Here is a 16,204-nt window from a genome sequence, read left to right as displayed (position 1 = left end):
CCCTCAGCTACACTGGGCGGCCTGCCACGCACGAGTCGAATCGCTGCATGCTTAAAGGATTTACCCGCTTTCTACAACGCCCCGGTGACCGCTTGAAGACGCTTTTCAATGCAACTGACGCGCCCGCGGCCTCATTGCCCAGCCTGCGTGTGATTCCGCGGGATGAGCATCCCGTGTCCCGCCGCCAACTCAGCGAAAATGCGCTGAAGGTGCTCTATCGCCTGCAGAGTGGTGGCTATCAGGCCTATCTGGTCGGTGGCTGCATCCGTGATGCCTTGCTTGGTGAACGCCCAAAGGACTTTGACGTCGCGACTAGCGCCACGCCAGAACAAGTCCGCGAGCTGTTCCGCAATGCTCGCATCATCGGACGCCGCTTCCGCATCGTGCATGTACGCTTCGGACGCGAGGTGATTGAGGTCACTACCTTCCGCGGCAAGCCTGCCGATAGCACGCCGACTCAGCACACTCAGCAGTCGGAAGATGGCATGCTGCTGCGCGATAATGTCTGGGGCTCCATCGAGGAGGACGCGCTTCGCCGCGACTTCACGATCAACGCGCTTTACTACGACGTATCGGACTTCACGATCCACGACTGGGCGCATGGCGTGCGTGATATCGAAGCACGCATGATTCGCTTGATCGGTGATCCGGATACCCGCTATCGCGAAGACCCGGTACGCATGCTGCGTGCGGTGCGCTTTGCCGGCAAGCTAGATTTCGACATCGAAGAAGCGACTGCCGAGCCCATGTACGAGCAGGCCCCGCTGCTACTGCAGATTCCGCCAGCACGCATGTTCGAGGAAGTTCTCAAGCTGTTCATGTCGGGTTACGCACTGGAAACGTTCCATCTACTGCGTGAGTTTGGCCTGTTCCAGATGCTCTTCCCGGAAACAGAAGAGAGCTTTGCGCATTATTCCTGGTCCATGCCGCTCATCGAGAAGGCACTGGCCAGCACGGATGATCGCATTCGCGAAGATAAGCCAGTCACACCTGCCTTCCTGTATGCCGCACTGCTATGGCCAGGTGTCAAGGCACGGACTGACCAGCTGATCGAAAGTGGTCTGCCAGAAATTCCGGCAGCCCACCAAGCCTCTCAACAGGCTATCGCGCGTCAGCTCAACCATACTTCCATCCCGAAGCGCTTCAGCATTCCGATGCGCGAGATCTGGGATATGCAGGCCAAGCTGCCGCGTCGTCGTGGCAAGCGCGCCTTCCAGACTCGCGAGCATCCACGTTTCCGTGCCGCCTACGACTTCCTGTTACTGCGGGAATTTGCTGGCGAGATCGAACATGGACTGGGCAAGTGGTGGACCGACTTCCAGGAAGTCGACGCGCGCACTCAGGTCTCGATGATCGAGCTGGTCACCGATGAAGGCCCCGCAGGCAGCAAGCCGGTCGGCGTCAAACGTCGCGGCAAGCGCCGGCGCAATGGTCGCGGACAGGGCTAGGCAGTTGAGCAGGAAACCCGCATGATTTCGACTGCTCTGATCGGCCTGGGGGCCAATCTCGACAATCCGCGCGCTCAACTTGAGCGCGCACTTGAGGCCCTTGATCGGCTACCGCTGACTGACTGCACGCGATATTCGCGTCTTTATGCCAGCAAGCCGGTCGGCCCCCAGGATCAGCCCGACTACGTCAATGCCGTTGCCGAGCTGCATACCCACCTGTCTCCCCTCGCACTGCTGGATCAGCTGCAAGCACTTGAGCAGCAGCATCGTCGTGTGCGCCTACGCCATTGGGGACCACGGACGCTGGATCTTGATCTGCTATTGTTTGATGATCGCTCCATCGTCACTCCTCGCCTTGTCGTTCCCCACCCCGAAATGCTGAATCGTGGTTTCGTGATGCGCCCTCTTGCTGACTTGCTTGGTCCTCAGAAATTGTCTTCATTGAGCAATGAAAATCTCGAGATGCTGGCTCAGCGGGTTGAAGGTGACGACTTGCTCCCGCTCGGGCCTCAGGAGTAGAGTTTCGCCACTCTGTTACCGTTACGCCCACTTTAGGCTGCGCGGTAACACTTTCTGGTAACACCGGCCGTGCCACCATATGCCTGCTCCTCAGGCCTACTTGGTGATAGTGCCTGCTCGACGCCACGGGCAGGCGCGCTATACGCGCCGCAACGAGTACGCTTCCTGATGAAAAACGTCACCCTGAGCACCCTGCGCCGTCTCAAAGCTGATGGTGAGACGTTCAGTTGCCTCACCGCCTATGACGCCACCTTTGCCCACCTCGCCGGTGATGCCGGTATTGAAGTGCTACTGGTCGGCGATTCCCTCGGCATGGTCCTTCAGGGCCACACCAGCACCCTGCCTGTCACTATCGACGATATCTGCTATCACACGACAGCTGTCGCGCGTGGCAAGCAAGGCAGCCTGCTGATGGCCGATCTTCCCTTCATGAGCAACGCCAGCACCGATATCCTGCTCGACCACGCCGCTCGCTTGATGCGTGCTGGCGCAGAGATGGTCAAGGTGGAAGGTGAAGCATGGCTATCAGATGCGGTCACATCACTCGTCCAGCGTGGCGTGCCGGTCTGTGTGCATATGGGACTGACACCGCAGCATGTACATGCCTTCGGCGGCTATAAGGTGCAGGGGCGTGAAAATGCGCGAGCCGAACAGATCATCGCAGATGCCCGCACGCTAGAAGCTGCCGGTGCAGCCATCATTCTGCTCGAGTGTGTGCCTGCCGAGCTCGCACACCAGGTGCGTGACGCCGTCAGCGTACCTGTCATCGGCATCGGTGCTGGCGTCGACGTGGATGGCCAGATTCTGGTCATGCACGACATGCTCGACCTGACTACCGGCCGTAAGCCGCGCTTCGTCAAGAATTTCATGGCCGATGCCGGTAGCGTACAGGAGGCCTTCGCCGCCTATCATCAAGCCGTCAAGTCGCGCAGCTTCCCCGCACCGGAGCACGGCTTCTGATGGAGACTCTTACTCACGTCAGTGAACTGCGCGAACGTCTCATCACGGCGCGCCAGGCCGGACAGCGCATTGCGCTGGTGCCGACCATGGGCAATCTGCATGACGGCCATCTTTCCTTGGTTCGCGAAGCACGTCGTCATGCCGATCTGGTCGTCGCGAGCATCTTCGTCAATCCATTGCAGTTTGGCCCGGAGGAAGATCTCGACAGCTACCCACGGACGCTCGCGGCAGATCAGCGCGCGCTGACGTCTGAAGGCTGCGATCTACTCTTCGCGCCCACCACGAATGAGCTCTATCCAGCAGGGCGCGATGGGTTATCCAACCTACGGGTGCCTGGCGTTTCTGAGGGACTATGTGGCGGCAGGCGCCCGGGCCATTTTGATGGCGTGGCAACAGTCGTCAGCATTCTGTTCAATCTGGTACGTCCTGATGTCGCCTGTTTCGGAGAGAAGGATTTCCAGCAGCTCGCCGTGATTCGCAAGCTCAATCAAGACCTTCACTTGGGCATCAACGTCGTGGGGGTGCCCATCGTGCGTGCCGAGGATGGTCTGGCACTCTCATCACGCAATGGTTATCTGAGCACGGAAGAGCGTGAGGTCGCACCACGACTCAAACAGTGTCTCGATGCACTGAAGGTACAGCTGGAGCGTGGTGTCGAACCTGCGGCATCCTTGCGCATGGCGCTCGCCGCCATCAGCGAAAGTGGCTTCAAGCCGGATTATCTCGAATTGCGCCGCGCGTCAGATCTCGGCCCCATCACGGGTGACGGATGTGAAGCCATTATCCTGGCAGCCGCTCATCTAGGTCGTACACGCTTGCTCGACAACCTGAAGGTCGTCCTGCCGACAACCTGAAATATGCATAGACTGCGCTGTCTGCCTGCCAGTCAGCCATACTCATTTCATGGGTTGGCGGCGCTTTTCCTGGAGGAATACCGATGCAAGCCATCATGCTCAAGGCCAAGCTGCACATGGCCCGCGTGACTCATGCCGTACTCAACTACGAAGGATCCTGCGCCATTGATGGCGACCTGCTCGACATGGCGGGGGTCCGTGAGTACGAACAGATCCAGATCTACAACGTGGATAACGGCAAGCGCTTCACCACCTATGCCATTCGTGGCGAGGAAGGCTCGAAAATCATTTCCGTGAACGGCGCAGCCGCACATCAAGCCGATGTTGGTGATCGCGTGATCATCTGTGCCTTTGCCAATTACGCTGAAAGTGAACTGGCGTCTCACAAGCCTTCCATGGTCTATCTCATGGAAGGCAATGAGGTAAGTCACACAGCCAATGCCATTCCAGTTCAAATGGCCTGAAGCTCGACCGCCCTATCTGAGCCCCTCTTGACGCCAGCTCTGCTCAACAGCAGGGTTGGCGTTTTGCATTATGCTTACCTTGTCCGCTGACTGCGGCCCTCCCCCTCCTATCCAATCGTTTTCTCGACTAGAAAGATTGAGAACATCGCCTTCTCGCTGTGGCAAATGGCTGACATCTCGGAAGATCTTTGACGATTGCCGCATTGCACAACACTGCCTTATGCTGGAGTCTGATATCAGCAGGGCTGCATGATGCGTGCGCTATCTGTCCGCACCCATTGCAGCTCCTTGACTCAGATAGTCTCGCCAGAGCACAGGAGCATTCAGATGCAAGATGTGGTGATCGTAGCAGCCCGCCGTACCGCCGTTGGTGCTTTCAGCGGTAGCCTGGCCGGAATTTCCGCCGTGGACCTAGGCGTTCATGTCATAAAGGATATCCTCGCCAGTACTGGCGTCAGCGGTGATCAGGTCGATGAAGTCCTTCTCGGCCAGGTACTGACCGCCGGCTGTGGCCAGAATCCGGCACGTCAGACGGTCATCAAGGCAGGCCTGCCGGAAGGCGTACCGGCGATGACGATCAACAAGGTCTGTGGCTCCGGCCTCAAGGCACTGCATCTGGCAACTCAGGCCATTCGTTGTGGCGATGCCGACCTGATTCTGGCGGGCGGCCAGGAAAACATGTCCATGTCTCCACACCTGCTGCCCAACTCACGCAATGGGCAGCGCATGGGGGATTGGAAGGCGATTGACTCCATGGTTCACGATGGCCTGTGGGATGCCTTCAATGATATCCACATGGGTGTTACTGCCGAGAATCTGGCCGAGAAGTACGACATCAGCCGTGAAGCACAAGATGCTTTCGCCGCTGCCTCTCAGCAAAAAGCCTGCGCTGCCATTGAGGCCGGCCGATTCAAGAGCCAGATCGTTCCGGTCGAGATTCCGCAGCGCAAGGGAGATCCCGTCGTCTTCGATACCGACGAGAACCCGCGTGCGGGGACGACTGCTGAAAAGCTTGCCGCCATGCGTCCTGCCTTCAAGAAAGAAGGCACTGTCACCGCAGGTAACGCATCCTCACTGAACGATGGTGCGGCGGTGGTCATGCTGTGCTCTGCTGACAAGGCGCGCGAACTTGGCCTTACGCCTCTCGCGACCATCAAGGCCTATGCCAGCTCCGGCGTTGATCCGAAGATCATGGGCATTGGGCCGGCTCCGGCAACACGTCGCTGCCTCGAGAAAGCCGGCTGGAGCCTGGAAGACCTTGATCTGATTGAAGCCAATGAAGCCTTCGCAGCCCAGGCACTGTCCGTCAACAAGGAACTCGGCTGGGATATCGCCAAGGTCAACGTCAATGGCGGTGCAATTGCCCTCGGCCACCCGATTGGCGCCTCCGGCTGCCGTATTCTTGTCTCTCTCGTACACGAGATGATTGCGCGTGATGCCAAGAAAGGCCTGGCTACGTTGTGCATCGGTGGCGGCCAAGGTGTCGCGCTGGCCATCGAGCGCAGCTGATCGCCAAACAGTGAGCCACTCTCTCCTACCTTCACAGGATGTGGGAGGGAGATAAACAAAAACCCCGCCAGTATGACTGGCGGGGTTTTTTTGTGGGTACTCAGCTGCACAAGGTGTGCAACACAAGAAGCCCTACACAAGCCTTACTGGCTATCTGTCTGCTCAGCGAGCTTGGCTGCGGCCTGCTCGGCAGCAAACACTGCCTTCTCATCTTCACTGATCTCTTTCAGCGATAGCTTGACGCGATTACGGTTATCGATATCGAGCACCTTGACCACGACCTCATCACCCTCATTAAGATAATCGCGCACATTATTGACGCGTTCATCGACAATCTGTGAGATATGCAGCAGGCCATCGGTGCCCGGCATGAAGGTAATGAACGCGCCGAAATCAGCGATACGCACCACTTTACCCGCGTAAAGCTTGCCAATTTCGGCCTCGGCGATGATGCCTTCCACGAAATCTGCCGCCGCACGTGCCTGCGCCTTATGCTCAGCGTAGATGCGTACACTGCCGTCATCATCGAGATCGACGTTGGCGCCCGTCTCTTCACAGATCTTGCGGATGGTAGAACCACCCTTGCCGATCACGTCGCGCACCTTGGAGGGAGAAATCTTCAACGACAGCATCGCCGGCGCATTATCAGAGACATTATCGCGGCTCACGGCGAGCACATCGTTCATCTGGGCAAGGATGGTCAGGCGAGCTTCCAGCGCCTGCTCCAACGCCTGCTCCATGATCTCTTCGTCGATACCTTCGATCTTGATGTCCATCTGCAATGCCGTCACACCATGTGCGGTACCCGCGACCTTGAAGTCCATGTCACCCAGGTGATCCTCGTCACCCAGGATATCGGTCAATACAGCGACACCCTCCGCATCCTTGACCAAGCCCATGGCGATACCTGCCACCGGTGCCTTGAGTGGTACACCCGCATCCATCAGTGCCAGCGAAGCTCCACACACCGAGGCCATCGAACTTGAGCCATTGGACTCAGTGATCTCCGATACGACGCGAATGGCATAAGGGAAATCTTCCATCGAAGGCAGCATCGCCTCGATACCACGACGCGCCAGTCGACCATGACCGATCTCACGGCGCTTGGGCGAGCCAATGAAACCCGCCTCGCCCACACAGTAAGGCGGGAAGTTGTAATGCAGCATGAAGCGATCCTGCTTCTCGCCAGACAAGCCCTCGATCAACTGTGAATCACGCGTATTCCCGAGTGTGGCCGCCACGATGGCCTGGGTCTCACCGCGTGTGAATAGTGCCGAACCATGTACCTTCGGCAGCATACCAATCTCGATGTCCAGCGGACGCACGGTACGCGCATCACGCCCATCAATGCGCGGTTCACCGGAAATGACACGCTGACGCACGATACGCTTTTCCAGTGCCGCAAAGGCATTCATGATCGCAGCAGCTTCAAAGCGCGCGTCATGCTCATTGGCCAGCACTTCAATAGCGCGAGCCTTGAGTACTGCCAGAGCCTCCTGGCGCACCATCTTGTCGGTCAGGCGATACGCTTCGCCGATCTGTGCAGAAAAACCACGCTCCAGCGCCTCGACCAATACACTGTCAGGCATCTGTGCTACCCACGTCCACTTGGGACGGTTCACCTTGGCGGCAAACAACTCGATGGCAGTGATGGCCTTTTGCATCTCATGGTGGCCGAACAGCACTGCGCCCAACATTTCGTCTTCCAGCAGCTCATGTGCCGAAGACTCCACCATCAGTACCGCTTTTTCGGTCCCAGCGACGACCATGTCCAGTTCGGAGTGAGTCAGTTCAGAATGCCCCGGGTTCAGGAAGTAGCCGCGCTCCTCACTGAAACCAACACGCGCTGCCCCGACCGGGCCGGCAAACGGCACGCCCGAGATACTTAGTGCTGCTGAGGTGCCAATCAAGGCAGCGATATCTGGATCCACATTGCGCTCTGCTGACATCACCGTACAGACCACCTGAACTTCATTCATGAAGCCCTTCGGGAACAGGGGGCGCATTGGACGATCGATCAAACGCGACGTCAGTGTCTCTTTCTCGCTTGGCCGCCCTTCACGCTTGAGGAAGCTGCCAGGAATACGGCCAACCGCATAGGCCTTTTCTTGATAATGCACCGATAACGGAAAAAAGGATTGACCTGGCTTCGGAGACTTCTTGGCAACGACGGTGCACAACACGGAGGTGTTGCCCATGGTCACCATGACACTGCCAGTCGCCTGGCGCGCAATACGGCCAGTTTCGAGGGTGATGGTGTCATTACCGTACTGGAAGCTGTGAGTAACCGGATTCACGGCGCATGTCCTTTTCTGATAGTCATCGATGTCTGGCGCACATGGTAAAGCGTGGCGCAGGCAATGGAAAGCTGCCTCATCCCCCGCTGCATACGGGCTGTAGCGAAGAGAGCAGCATATAAGTTACCGGTCAGTGGACATGACATCCGGGCACAAAAAAACCGGCAACGCCCGCAGGCATTGCCGGTTTTCCTGTGCCCACCGGGGGCCCGCCATGCACCGAAATGCATGGCGGCAACATCGCCTATTAGCGACGCAGACCCAGACGCTGGATCAGAGCGGTATAACGCTCGAAGTCCTTGCGCTTGAGGTAGTCAAGCAGCTTGCGGCGCTGGTTGACCATGCGGATCAGACCACGACGGGAGTGGTGATCCTGCTTGTTGGCCTTGAAGTGACCCTGCAGGCCATCAATGTTGGCGCTCAGCAGAGCAACCTGAACTTCCGGGGAACCGGTGTCGTTCTCGCCACGGCCGAATTCAGTAACGATCTCAGCCTTCATCTCAGCGGTAAGTGCCATCTGTCTCTCCAGTAAGCAATATGCTTGATAGATAAGAAATGTCGAAGACCACGCATATTTGCAGTCTTCATGCGGCTTGCGGACGGGCCGCAATGAACGCTCACCCAGCCGCCGCTTCCACGGCAGTGCTGAGCAGTCGGCGAGGGGCAATAACACCCTCCGCCACAATCCGAACCAGCCCGAGCAGTTGCTGATCCCGATACACCCGAGCCACGGAGTCCACTTCAAGCGTTCCTGTCGCCGTCTCTGCCTGTTGACCGCGCAATATCAGCCACGCCATGTCGACACTGATGTCGAGACGCGGAAGATGATCGAGCAAGATATCTACAGGCAACAGAACACCTTCACGTGCCTGCTGATCCGCAAGCGCCTCAAGGCGCTCGAAGTCCAGCATGGCATCTCCCGTAAAGGGACCTGTCTTCAGACGACGCAGTACCGTGAGGTGAGCTCCACAGCCCAGCACCTCGCCGATATCCTCGGCCAGACTGCGTATATAGGTACCCTTGCTGACCGCCACTTCGATCTCGATGCCATCGGAGTGCCGTGCAAGAAGCGCCATATTGTAGATGGTAACGCGACGGACTGCACGCTCGATTTCAATGCCTTGGCGCGCCAGCTCATAGAGTGGACGGCCTTGGTGTTTGAGCGCGGAGTACATCGGCGGTACCTGATCGATCTCACCACGAAAACGGTCCAGTACGACCTCAAGCTCAGCATCCGTGACGTCGGGAATTTCCCGCTCGCGAATCACCGTGCCTTCGGCGTCTCCGGTATCCGTGTCCTGACCGAATTTGATTCGTGCTCGGTAGACCTTATCCGCCTCGAGTAAATGTGAGGAGAACTTGGTCGCCTCCCCAAAGCAGACTGGCAGCAAGCCAGTCGCCATGGGATCGAGCGTACCGGTATGACCGGCCTTCTGCGCCTGGTAGAGGCGACGGGCCTTCTGAAGCGCGTAATTGCTGGACATGCCCTTGGGCTTGTCCAGCAATAGAACGCCATCAATCGGCAAGCCGCGACGACGACGCGCCATCAGGCGTCCGGCGTGGTGCCCGAGGCACCATCTTCGTTGTCTTCATCACCACGCTCGACACTGCGTCTACGGTCATCTGCTACCGCATCGTTGATCAGTGAAGACAGGTGATGGCCACGAACAACGCTTTCATCGTAATGAAAGCGCAGCTCGGGCACGTGACGCAGCTCAATGGTGCGCGCAAGCTGAGAACGCAGGAAACCTGCCGCGCGCTTTAGCACGGCGAGGTTTTCCTTGATGCGTTCCGGACTGTCGTCACCCAGCAGAGTCACATAGACATCGGAATAGGACAGATCGCGGCTGACCTTGGCGGCGCTGACCGTCAACATGCCAAGGCGCGGGTCCTTGACCTCGCGCTGAATCAACAGCGCGAGTTCCTGCTGAATCTGGTCCGCTACGCGGTCAGTACGGCTGTATTCACGCATCCGTGATATCTCCTCGCAGGGACGCTATCAGAGAGTGCGCTCGACCTGGATCTGGTCGAACACCTCAATCTTGTCGCCCACTTGCACGTCGTTGTAGTTCTTGACGCCGATACCACATTCCATGCCATTGCGGACTTCGTTGACGTCATCCTTGAAGCGACGCAGAGATTCCAGCTCGCCTTCATAGATGACCACGTTGTCACGCAGTACACGGATGCGCTTGGAGCGATACATGTTGCCTTCGACGACCATACAACCAGCGATAGCGCCGATTTTCGGTGCCTTGAAGACATCGCGCACTTCCGCAATACCAACGATCTGCTCGCGGAATTCCGGAGCCAGCATGCCAGTCATGGCCAGCTTGACCTCATCGATCAGCTGGTAGATGACGCTGTAGTAGCGCAGATCCAGACCTTCACGCTCGACGATCTCACGGGCAGAGGCATCGGCACGAACGTTGAAGCCGACCAGGATGGCTTCAGAAGCCAGTGCCAGGTTGGCATCAGTACCGGCGATACCACCGACACCGGAAGAGACCACTGCGACCTTGACTTCGTCAGTAGACAGTTCTTCCAGCGCGCCACGAATGGCTTCCAGCGACCCCTGCACGTCTGCCTTGAGGACGATGTTGACCTTGGCCACTTCGTCCTGGCCCATCTGGGAGAACATGTTCTCCAGCTTGGCCTTCTGCTGACGCGCCAGGCGCACTTCACGGTACTTGCCTTGACGGAAGTTGGCGACTTCACGTGCCTTCTTCTCGTCCGGGACCACGGTGAATTCTTCACCGGCATCCGGAGTGCCACCCAGGCCTTGAATCTCGACCGGCATTGCCGGACCAACAGAATCGACCTGCTTGCCAAGCTCATTGATCAGCGCACGCACACGACCATAATGCAGGCCAGCGAGGACGATATCGCCTTTCTTCAGAGTACCGTTCTGGACCAGGACGGTCGCGACCGGGCCACGGCCCTTGTCGAGACGCGACTCAACCACAACGCCTTTACCTGGCGCAGACGGCACAGCCTGGAGCTCTAGCACTTCGGAGACCAGCAATACGGCTTCAAGCAGCGCATCGATGTTCTCACCGGTCTTGGCAGACACGTGGATGAACTGCGTGTCGCCGCCCCACTCTTCAGAGATGACGCCGTGCTGGGACAGCTCATTCTTGACGCGATCCGGATCAGCACCAGCCTTGTCGATCTTGTTGACAGCCACGACCAGCGGGACACCCGCGGCCTTGGCGTGCTCAACCGCCTCGATGGTCTGTGGCATCACGCCATCATCAGCAGCTACCACGAGGATAACGACATCAGTCGCCTTGGCACCGCGGGCACGCATGGCGGTGAACGCCGCGTGGCCCGGAGTGTCGAGGAAGGTGACGTTGCCATTGTCGTGTTCGACATGGTAAGCACCGATGTGCTGGGTGATACCCCCAGCCTCGCCGGTAGCGACCTTGGTGCGACGGATATAATCCAGCAACGAGGTCTTACCATGGTCAACGTGACCCATGACGGTGACGACAGGAGCGCGAGTAATTTTCTCGCCCTCGTAGGAGATGCCTTCGAGAACAGCTGTCTCGAGTGCGTCATCCTTGATCAGCTTGGGCGTATGGCCCATTTCTTCGACCACAAAGGTTGCGGTCTCCTGATCAATCGTCTGGTTGATAGTGACCGCAGCGCCCATGTTGAACATGGTCTTGATCACTTCAGCTGCCTTGACGGCCATCTTGTCCGCGAGATCCGCCACTGAGATTGACTCAGGGATGGAGACTTCACGCACAAAGGTCTGAACCGGCTTCGGCGGCTGACGGTTGCTATCGCGACCGCCACGACGACCACCGCGACGCTCAGCACGCTTGACCTTCTTGGTCCCGCCACGCTTGCGCTCACTACGGTCTTCACGGGCTTCACGACGATCACGCGACTCATCACGCGGCGCAGCCTTGGCGCGACGCGGTGCATCACCACGCGGCTCTTTCGGCGGCGCATTGACTTCCGGTGCAGCGGCGGCAGGCGCAGCAGCAGTCGGAGCCGGTGCGCTTTGACGCGGACGCTCGTCCCGACGCTCTTCGCGAGCCGGAGCAGCCGCAGGCTTCTCAGCCACAGCGGCGGCCGGTGCTTCAGCAGCGGCAGTAGCAGCCGGAGCATCAGTTGCCTGCTCTTCGCCATCTTTGACGTAGGTACGCTTCTTGCGCACCTGCACCTCGATGGACTTGCCACGACCGCCAGCCGTATTGATGCGCGACTTGGTCTTGCGGGTCAGGGTGATACGGTTTTTGGGTGCTGCCGGTGCAGCGCCACCGCCGTGACTCTTGGTGAGGTGATCAAGCAATTTCTTCTTGTCGACCTCAGACACGCCGTCGTTCTCTGACTTGTGCGCCAGACCGGCTTCATGCATCTGCTCTAGTAGACGGGCTGACTCGCGGCCCACCTTCTTGGCGAATTCTTTGACTGTCATTTCTGACATTACGACCCTCCTGAGCCCGTGACCTAGTTACTGTTCGCTTGCGAACCAGGGCGCGCGGGCGGTCATTATCAACGCCGCTGCTCGCTCTTCGTCGACACCTTCGATGTCTTTCAGATCATCGATGGCCTGCTCGGCAAGGTCTTCCATAGTGACAATACCCTTGCTGGCCAGGATGTATGCCAAGTGACTCTCCATGCCTTCCATGCTGAGCAGATCTTCGGCCGGCTGAGCGCCGTCCAGTTGCTCTTCGGTGGCGATGGCGAGATTCAGCATTTCATCCTTGGCCCGAGCGCGCAGCTCTTCGACCAGATTCTGGTCAAAGCCCTCAACCTCGAGCATTTCCTCGAGCGGGACATAGGCGATTTCCTCGAGAGAGGTGAAGCCCTCGTCCACCAGGACACGGGCTAGATCCTCTTCAATCTCGAGATGAGTGATGAAATATTCGACAAAGCTGTCGATTTCTTGCTCGCGTTTGCCTTCGGCTTCCGCCTCGGTCATGACGTTGAGCGACCAACCGGTCAGCTCACTGGCCAGACGTACGTTCTGACCGCTGCGACCAATGGCCTGAGCCAGATTGTCCGCGGCGACAGCGACATCCATGGAATGGGTGTCTTCGTCGACCAGAATGGACCCGACATCAGCCGGCGCCATGGCGTTGATGACCAATTGGGCAGGATTGTCATCCCACAGGATGATATCCACGCGTTCATTGCGTAGTTCATTGGATACTGCCTGCACGCGCGAACCGCGCATGCCGACACAGGCACCGATCGGATCGATGCGCTTGTCGTTGCTCTTGACCGCAATCTTGGCACGCGAGCCCGGATCACGAGCAGCGCCTTTGATCTCGATCAGCTGCTCGGCAATTTCCGGGACTTCGATCTTGAACAATTCGATGATCAGCTCAGGACGCGTACGCGACAGAATCAACTGAGAGCCACGAGCTTCAGAGTCAACCTTCCACAGTAGTGCACGAACACGCTCGTTCAAGCGGTAGCGCTCACCGTGAATCATCTCGCCACGCGGCAAGAAGCCTTCGGCGTTATCACCCAGATCGATGATCAAGCCATCACGTGTCGTTTTCTTGACAATGCCCGCAACCAGCTCACCTTCGCGCTCAGCATAAAGACGCACAACTTCTGCACGCTCTGCCTCACGCACCTTCTGCACGATCACCTGTTTGGCAGTCTGTGCAGCGATACGACCGAAAGCTTCGGATTCGATCTGCTTCTCGACCACAACACCTAGTGCCAACGGCTCTTCGCGCTGTTCCGCGATGCTGGCCTTGATCTCGTAATCAGGCGTCTCGAATTCATCATCCTCGACGACAGTCCAGCGACGGAAAGTCGCATAGTCACCGGTGACACGATCGATCTTGACGCGGATATCCGCCTCTTCCTGATCGAATCGCTTGCGTGAAGCCGAAGCCAATGCCGCCTCGACGGCCTCGAAAATCACATCCCGCGGCACGCCCTTCTCATTGGAGATGGCGTCTACGACCAGCAGAATCTCTTTGCTCATGACTTTGCCTCGCCAGAAACCTGTCCTTGCGCATCGACTCGAGCTCGCAAAGCGAGCGGTGTGCCGACAACGTCAGTTATTTGAACTGTGGCACGACGCGTGCCTGGTCGATGCTTTCAATGGGAAAGCAGTATTCTTCTTCATCGACCCGGATCACGACATCACCTTCTTCGGTGCCTGTCACCAGTCCTTGGAACTTGCGCTGGCCATCGAAGGCCTGGCGAAGTCGCAGTGCCACTACATGACCGATGTAGCGCTCATACTGATCAAGCGTGAACAGCGGACGATCCAGACCTGGAGAAGATACTTCAAGCTGGAACTGACCGGTGATTGGATCTTCGACATCCAGCACAGCACCTACCTGACGACTGACATTTGCACAGTTGTCCACGGTAATGCCATCGGCATGGTCGATATAGATCACCAGACGGGACTGCTTGCCTTGGGAGAGATAGTCGATACCCCAAAGCTCGAAGCCCAGGGCAGAGACTACTGGATCGATAAGCGCATTAAGCGCAGCGTCCTTGGTTGACACAGACGAGGCTCCTACAGCAGTTGCATCAGGCACCTGACCGGGAGTAGAGAAGAGAGCTAGGTGGCTGATTGGCACTGGTGCTAACAAAAAGCCCCTTCATAGGAAGGGGCCTTTCAAGAAACTTGGTAGCGGGGACCGGATTTGAACCGATGACCTTCGGGTTATGAGCCCGACGAGCTACCATACTGCTCCACCCCGCAACAATAGTCGAACGATTTTACTGTCACCAAAAAATTAGGTCAAGGAATGACATCTTTTCACGGTGCAATGTTACGTCCTGACTGCCAATCGGTCTAACAGATGGTGCCGAAGGGGGGACTTGAACCCCCACGACCATAAGGTCACTACCCCCTCAAGATAGCGTGTCTACCAATTCCACCACTTCGGCACGGGGGCGGGTATCGCCTGAGGCGTTACCCGGAAGAATTCAACCTATAACGCCTTGAATTCTCTAGAGTGCTGGTTGGTCTGCGTTGCCGCTTTCCTCAAGCACTGGCGACGCATTCTCCACACTTTCATCCGCGTCGTCAAGCGAAGGCAGTGAATTTTTCTGCTGCTCGATCACGGTAGCATCCGGAATACCGGCTTCCACTGACGGCTGGTTGTCGCCAGAGGCGAACCAGGCCAGCGTCAGGGAGGTCGCGAAAAAGCACGCGGCCAGAACACCCGTAAAGCGCGCAAGGAAATTACCGCTACCGCTGGACCCGAATACGGTCTGGGAAGCTCCCCCTCCACCGAAGGAAGCACCAGCTTCGGCTCCCTTGCCCTGCTGAAGAAGGACGAGCACGATCAACGCGACCGCGAGTACCACATGGACCATCAGAACGGCTACTTGCATGAGATTCAACCTGCAGACTGACAAATGGCTAGGAATTCGTCGGCCTGGAGCGAGGCACCGCCCACCAGACCGCCGTCGATATCCGGCTGCGCAAGCAGCTCGGTGGCATTGGCAGCTTTCATGCTACCGCCGTACAGCAATTGCATCGTATCAGCGAGCGATGCGGACCACCCTGCAAGGCGCGTGCGGATAGCCGCATGCACAGCCTGCGCTTGTTCCGGTGAAGCCGTACGCCCAGTACCGATAGCCCAGACAGGCTCATAAGCAACCACCAGACGCTGGCGCACTTCCGCAGAGAGCGCAGAGAACACTGCTTCAAGCTGACCCAGTACGACACGCTCCGTATCACCCGCTTCACGCTGCTCCAGCGTTTCACCAATGCACAATACTGGCGTGAGGCCAACGTCCAGCACAGCCTCGACACGCGCCAGTACAGCCGCATCATCCTCGCCGTACAGACTACGCCGCTCGGAGTGGCCCACCAGTACCAGCGACGCACCTACGTCCTTGAGCATTCGCCCACTGACTTCACCGGTAAAAGCGCCGGAACCAGCAGGGTTTAGTGTCTGGGCGCCGAGCATCACAGCGGCCGGCATACGCTCGCGCGCAACACTCAGGTAGGGGAAAGGCAGCGCCAGGGCGATCTGAACTCCCTGCGGGAGAGCCATTTCTTTTAGTGCACCAGCGAACTCGTCTATCAAGGCAAGGTCGCCATTCATCTTCCAATTACCGGCAATCAGCGGTGTACGCATGCGCTTCCCCCTTATGAGCAGTGCGAGGATGGTAATGGAGGCGCCACTCACTGACAACCTTGTCAGTCG

Annotated in this window: 15 protein-coding genes and 2 tRNA genes; 6 read left to right on the top strand and 11 right to left on the bottom strand. The window is 58.0% G+C overall.

Translation table 11 applies throughout. The features are described 5' to 3' along the window. Positions 1 to 47 precede the first annotated feature (47 nt). The 6 genes from pcnB to GQR90_RS00790 all read left to right on the top strand — a co-directional run bounded on the left by pcnB (position 48) and on the right by GQR90_RS00790 (position 5,754). Positions 48 to 1,448: a polynucleotide adenylyltransferase PcnB gene (pcnB, locus tag GQR90_RS00815; protein WP_158772489.1), complete on the top strand. Its 1,401-nt coding sequence runs from the start codon at positions 48 to 50 to the stop codon at positions 1,446 to 1,448. Positions 1,449 to 1,469: 21 nt separating this feature from the next. Next, positions 1,470 to 1,967, top strand: coding sequence for a 2-amino-4-hydroxy-6-hydroxymethyldihydropteridine diphosphokinase (gene folK / locus GQR90_RS00810; protein WP_158772488.1), 498 nt, complete (start codon positions 1,470 to 1,472; stop codon positions 1,965 to 1,967). A gap of 168 nt (positions 1,968 to 2,135) precedes the next feature. Further along, a complete protein-coding gene (gene panB / locus GQR90_RS00805) occupies positions 2,136 to 2,927 on the top strand; it encodes a 3-methyl-2-oxobutanoate hydroxymethyltransferase (RefSeq protein WP_158772487.1) in 792 nt (263 codons plus the stop codon). Further along, positions 2,927 to 3,781, top strand: a complete 855-nt coding sequence (gene panC, locus GQR90_RS00800; RefSeq protein ID WP_158772486.1) for a pantoate--beta-alanine ligase — start codon at positions 2,927 to 2,929, stop codon at positions 3,779 to 3,781. Before panB ends, panC begins: the two co-directional genes overlap by 1 nt. 83 nt (positions 3,782 to 3,864) lie before the next feature. Next, positions 3,865 to 4,245: an aspartate 1-decarboxylase gene (panD, locus tag GQR90_RS00795; protein ID WP_158772485.1), complete on the top strand. Its 381-nt coding sequence runs from the start codon at positions 3,865 to 3,867 to the stop codon at positions 4,243 to 4,245. Between the two features lie 327 nt (positions 4,246 to 4,572). Then, on the top strand, positions 4,573 to 5,754 hold the full coding sequence (locus tag GQR90_RS00790; RefSeq protein ID WP_158772484.1) for an acetyl-CoA C-acetyltransferase: 1,182 nt from the start codon (positions 4,573 to 4,575) through the stop codon (positions 5,752 to 5,754). Positions 5,755 to 5,897: 143 nt separating this feature from the next. On the opposite strand, the gene pnp is transcribed toward GQR90_RS00790, so the two are convergent. The 11 genes from pnp to tpiA all read right to left on the bottom strand — a co-directional run bounded on the left by pnp (position 5,898) and on the right by tpiA (position 16,135). Continuing rightward, positions 5,898 to 8,051: a polyribonucleotide nucleotidyltransferase gene (gene pnp, locus GQR90_RS00785; protein ID WP_158772483.1), complete on the bottom strand. Its 2,154-nt coding sequence runs from the start codon at positions 8,049 to 8,051 to the stop codon at positions 5,898 to 5,900. A gap of 247 nt (positions 8,052 to 8,298) precedes the next feature. Then, a complete protein-coding gene (rpsO, locus tag GQR90_RS00780; protein ID WP_158772482.1) occupies positions 8,299 to 8,568 on the bottom strand; it encodes a 30S ribosomal protein S15 in 270 nt (89 codons plus the stop codon). Positions 8,569 to 8,668: 100 nt separating this feature from the next. After that, a complete protein-coding gene (gene truB, locus GQR90_RS00775; RefSeq protein ID WP_158772481.1) occupies positions 8,669 to 9,598 on the bottom strand; it encodes a tRNA pseudouridine(55) synthase TruB in 930 nt (309 codons plus the stop codon). Continuing rightward, the gene (gene rbfA / locus GQR90_RS00770) at positions 9,598 to 10,023 is read right to left on the bottom strand and encodes a 30S ribosome-binding factor RbfA (protein WP_158772480.1); all 426 of its coding nucleotides are present in this window, start codon (positions 10,021 to 10,023) and stop codon (positions 9,598 to 9,600) included. The genes truB and rbfA overlap by 1 nt, the downstream gene beginning before the upstream one ends. Before the next feature lie 27 nt (positions 10,024 to 10,050). Beyond that, the gene (gene infB / locus GQR90_RS00765) at positions 10,051 to 12,489 is read right to left on the bottom strand and encodes a translation initiation factor IF-2 (RefSeq protein WP_158772479.1); all 2,439 of its coding nucleotides are present in this window, start codon (positions 12,487 to 12,489) and stop codon (positions 10,051 to 10,053) included. Positions 12,490 to 12,516: 27 nt separating this feature from the next. Beyond that, positions 12,517 to 14,010 carry a transcription termination factor NusA gene (gene nusA / locus GQR90_RS00760; RefSeq protein WP_158772478.1) on the bottom strand — a complete coding sequence of 498 codons (1,494 nt, stop codon included), beginning with the start codon at positions 14,008 to 14,010 and terminating at the stop codon, positions 12,517 to 12,519. Positions 14,011 to 14,086: 76 nt separating this feature from the next. Continuing rightward, positions 14,087 to 14,545 (bottom strand): ribosome maturation factor RimP, encoded by a 459-nt coding sequence (rimP, locus tag GQR90_RS00755; RefSeq protein ID WP_024952151.1) that lies wholly within the window; start codon positions 14,543 to 14,545, stop codon positions 14,087 to 14,089. A 123-nt stretch (positions 14,546 to 14,668) separates the two neighbouring features. Beyond that, positions 14,669 to 14,745: transfer RNA gene (locus GQR90_RS00750), tRNA-Met, on the bottom strand. Positions 14,746 to 14,846: 101 nt separating this feature from the next. Then, positions 14,847 to 14,933 (bottom strand) — tRNA-Leu (locus GQR90_RS00745). Between the two features lie 63 nt (positions 14,934 to 14,996). Then, positions 14,997 to 15,383, bottom strand: a complete 387-nt coding sequence (gene secG / locus GQR90_RS00740; RefSeq protein ID WP_158772477.1) for a preprotein translocase subunit SecG — start codon at positions 15,381 to 15,383, stop codon at positions 14,997 to 14,999. 5 nt (positions 15,384 to 15,388) lie between these two features. Then, on the bottom strand, positions 15,389 to 16,135 hold the full coding sequence (tpiA, locus tag GQR90_RS00735; protein ID WP_158772476.1) for a triose-phosphate isomerase: 747 nt from the start codon (positions 16,133 to 16,135) through the stop codon (positions 15,389 to 15,391). Positions 16,136 to 16,204 lie beyond the last annotated feature (69 nt).

This window comes from Cobetia sp. L2A1, from assembly GCF_009796845.1.
Classification (GTDB): Bacteria; Pseudomonadota; Gammaproteobacteria; order Pseudomonadales; family Halomonadaceae; genus Cobetia.
The sequence above is the reverse complement of the archived record's forward strand: the minus strand, read 5'-3'. Positions and strand labels throughout refer to the sequence as shown.

Coding starts and splice junctions, on each gene's coding strand:
- panD (WP_158772485.1), top strand. CDS start 3,865: ATGCAAGCCATCATGCTCAAGGCCAAGCTGCACATGGCCCGCGTGACT.
- pcnB (WP_158772489.1), top strand. CDS start 48: ATGCTTAAAGGATTTACCCGCTTTCTACAACGCCCCGGTGACCGCTTG.
- panC (WP_158772486.1), top strand. CDS start 2,927: ATGGAGACTCTTACTCACGTCAGTGAACTGCGCGAACGTCTCATCACG.
- rpsO (WP_158772482.1), bottom strand. CDS start 8,568: ATGGCACTTACCGCTGAGATGAAGGCTGAGATCGTTACTGAATTCGGC.
- truB (WP_158772481.1), bottom strand. CDS start 9,598: ATGGCGCGTCGTCGTCGCGGCTTGCCGATTGATGGCGTTCTATTGCTG.
- infB (WP_158772479.1), bottom strand. CDS start 12,489: ATGTCAGAAATGACAGTCAAAGAATTCGCCAAGAAGGTGGGCCGCGAG.
- secG (WP_158772477.1), bottom strand. CDS start 15,383: ATGCAAGTAGCCGTTCTGATGGTCCATGTGGTACTCGCGGTCGCGTTG.
- rbfA (WP_158772480.1), bottom strand. CDS start 10,023: ATGCGTGAATACAGCCGTACTGACCGCGTAGCGGACCAGATTCAGCAG.
- folK (WP_158772488.1), top strand. CDS start 1,470: ATGATTTCGACTGCTCTGATCGGCCTGGGGGCCAATCTCGACAATCCG.
- panB (WP_158772487.1), top strand. CDS start 2,136: ATGAAAAACGTCACCCTGAGCACCCTGCGCCGTCTCAAAGCTGATGGT.
- nusA (WP_158772478.1), bottom strand. CDS start 14,010: ATGAGCAAAGAGATTCTGCTGGTCGTAGACGCCATCTCCAATGAGAAG.
- GQR90_RS00790 (WP_158772484.1), top strand. CDS start 4,573: ATGCAAGATGTGGTGATCGTAGCAGCCCGCCGTACCGCCGTTGGTGCT.
- tpiA (WP_158772476.1), bottom strand. CDS start 16,135: ATGCGTACACCGCTGATTGCCGGTAATTGGAAGATGAATGGCGACCTT.